General features: G+C 64.8%; 2 protein-coding genes and 1 pseudogene. All 3 read left to right on the top strand.

Annotated features, from left to right (window positions below; translation table 11 throughout):
* Positions 1 to 82 (top strand): annotated as a pseudogene (locus AC1VAN_RS18985) (preprotein translocase subunit YajC); the annotation flags it as partial.
* Positions 83 to 143: 61 nt separating this feature from the next.
* Positions 144 to 2000, top strand: a complete 1857-nt coding sequence (gene secD / locus AC1VAN_RS18980; RefSeq protein ID WP_480986460.1) for a protein translocase subunit SecD — start codon at positions 144 to 146, stop codon at positions 1998 to 2000.
* Between the two features lie 15 nt (positions 2001 to 2015).
* A complete protein-coding gene (gene secF, locus AC1VAN_RS18975; protein WP_480986459.1) occupies positions 2016 to 2792 on the top strand; it encodes a protein translocase subunit SecF in 777 nt (258 codons plus the stop codon).
* The last annotated feature ends 175 nt before the right edge of the window (positions 2793 to 2967 follow it).

The following is a 2967-nucleotide window of genomic DNA, read 5'->3' as shown; positions in this document are numbered from 1 at the left end:
GGCCGAGAACGTGCGCATCCGCGTGCAGAAGGGCGCTGTCGGCAGCGTGCTGCCGACCGGCACCCTGGATTCGGCCAAGTAAGCCACTCCCTTTCTGAAGCACAACCGCGGCGCCGGGGATGGCGCCGCGCGGGACCCAAGCAATGCTCGAATTTCCACGCTGGAAGTACGTCGTCATCGTGATCGTACTGGCGCTCAGCACGCTGTACGCACTGCCCAACATCTACCAGAAGGACCCGGCCATCCAGATCACCGSCAACCGTGGCGGGCAGATCGACGATGCGCTGCGCGACCGTGTGCTGGCCGACCTGAAGAAGGCCGGTGTCACCACGATCGGTGCAGAGAAGGAAGGGGACAGCCTGATCGTCCGCCTGTCGGACCTGAAGTCGCAGTCTGCCGCCAGCGATGCGCTGCGTGACAGCGTGGGCGAGAACTATACGGTTGCCCTGAACCTGGCCTCGACCGTGCCGGACTGGCTGGCCAAGCTCGGCGGCCGCCCGATGGTGCTGGGCCTGGACCTGCAGGGCGGCGTGCACTTCGTGCTGCAGGTCGACCAGAAAGCCGCGCTGGACAAGCGCCTGGACGCCTACACCGAGGACGTGCGCAGCACCCTGCGTGATGCGCGCATCGCCTACCAGTCGGTCGAGCGTCGTGCCGACAACACCATCGTCGCCAACCTGAGCCCCTCGGCCGGCGAAGACGCCGGTACCCGTGCCCGCGCCGCGCTGGCCAAGGCGCAGCCGACCCTCGGCTATGACGTCAGTGGCAACCGCATCACGGTCTCCATTCCGGAAGCGGAAATCACGCAGATCGCCAACGGCGCCATCGAGCAGAACATCAACACCCTGCGCAACCGCGTGAACCAGCTCGGCGTGTCCGAGCCGATCATCCAGCGCCAGGGTGCTGATCGCGTGGTGGTGCAGCTGCCGGGCGTGCAGGACACGGCCGAAGCCAAGCGCATGATCGGTGCCACCGCCACCCTGGAATACCGGGCCGTGGTGGACGGCAACGCGCAGGACGCCATCGCGTCGGGTCGTATTCCGCCGGAAGCGAAGGTCTACCAGCGCCGTGACAACGGCGGTCCGGTGCTGCTGAACAAGCGCGTGATCGTCACCGGTGACCAGATGGTGGCCGCGCAGGCGGTGACCGACTCCACCAGCGGCACCCCGGCAGTCAGCGTGACGCTGAACAACGTCGGTGGCCAGCGCATGTTCGACTTCACCAGCGCGAACGTGAACAAGCCGATGGCGGTGGTCTACACCGAGCGCGTGCCGACCGTGACCGTCGTCGACGGTGAGGAAGTGCGTGGCTTCAAGGTCAACGAGGAAGTCATCTCGGTGGCCAACATCAACGGCGTGTTCGGCAAGAACTTCCAGACCACCGGTCTGCAGAAGAAGGAAGCCGAGGACCTGGCCAAGCTGCTGAAGTCGGGCTCGCTGGCTGCGCCGATGGACTTCGTAGAAGAGCGCGTGGTCGGCCCGAGCCTGGGCGCGGAGAACGTCAAGAACGGCATCACCGCGGTGGTCTATGCGTTCATGTTCACCCTGGTGTTCTTCACCATCTACTACCGCATGTTCGGCCTCATTACTTCGATCGCGATGCTGTTCAACCTGCTGATCGTGGTGGCGGTGATGTCGCTGTTCGGCGCGACCATGACCCTGCCGGGCTTCGCCGGCCTGGCCTTGTCGGTCGGCCTGTCGGTCGACRCCAACGTGCTGATCAACGAGCGTATCCGTGAAGAACTGCGTGCCGGCGTGCCGGGCAAGACCGCGATCGTGACCGGTTACGAGCGTGCGTCGGGCACCATCCTCGACGCCAACCTGACCGGCCTGATCGTCGGTGTGGCGCTGTTCGCATTCGGTACCGGTCCGCTGAAGGGCTTCGCGCTGACCATGATCATCGGTATTTTCGCTTCCATGTTCACCGCGATCACCGTATCGCGTGCACTGGCGACGCTGATCTACGGCCGTCGCAAGAAGCTCCAGAACGTGGCCATCTGACGGGACGACACGCACATGAAACTGTTTCCGCTGCACATCCTCCCGAACGATACCAAGATCGACTTCATGCGCTGGCGCCATGTCGCGATGGTCGGCCTGGCCCCGCACGGTGAGCACGCTCCGGGTACCGGCGGCGCTTCGGCCGAAGACAAGGCSACTGCCGCGGCCGTGGTCAAGGCGGTCTCTTCGGCTGACAACCAGGCCACCGTGCTGYGCAACGAGTTCGTTGGCCCGCAGATCGGCAAGGACCTGGCGATGAATGGCCTGTACGCCACCATCTTCATGCTGGCCGGCTTCCTGATCTACATCGCGGTGCGTTTCGAATGGAAGTTCGCGGTCACCGCGAGCATCGTGGCGATGTTCGACCTGATCGTGACGGTGGCCTACGTGTCGCTGCTCGGCCGTGAGTTCGACCTGACCGTGCTGGCCGGCCTGCTGTCGGTGATGGGCTTTGCGATCAACGACATCATCGTGGTGTTCGACCGCGTCCGCGAGAACTTCCGCAGCCTGCGCGTGGAGCCGATGGAAGTGCTGAACCGTTCGATCAACCAGACGCTGTCGCGTACGGTGATCACCGCGGTGATGTTCTTCCTGTCCGCACTGGCCCTGTACCTGTACGGCGGCAGTTCGATGGAAGGCCTGGCCGAGACGCACATGATCGGTGCGGTGATCGTGGTGCTGTCCTCGATCCTGGTGGCGGTGCCGATGCTGACGGTCGGCGCGCTGCGCGTGACCAAGCAGGACCTGCTGCCCAAGGCCAAGGACGTCGAGGCCCTCGCGCGCCGTCCGTAAGCCTCTGCTGCACGCAGTACACAGAGAACCCCGCGCAAGCGGGGTTTTTTGTTGGCAGGGCTGCGCCCTGCACCCGCCGAGGCCCTAAAGCAACGGCAACGTCAAAAGCCACAGCGGCACTGGCTTTCTGCTGGCTGGGCGGGGCCGTATGGGTTGGCAGGACACGCCGTAAACC

The organism is Stenotrophomonas sp. 05L44_2, from assembly GCF_056665995.1.
This window is presented reverse-complemented; position numbering and strand designations above follow the sequence as displayed.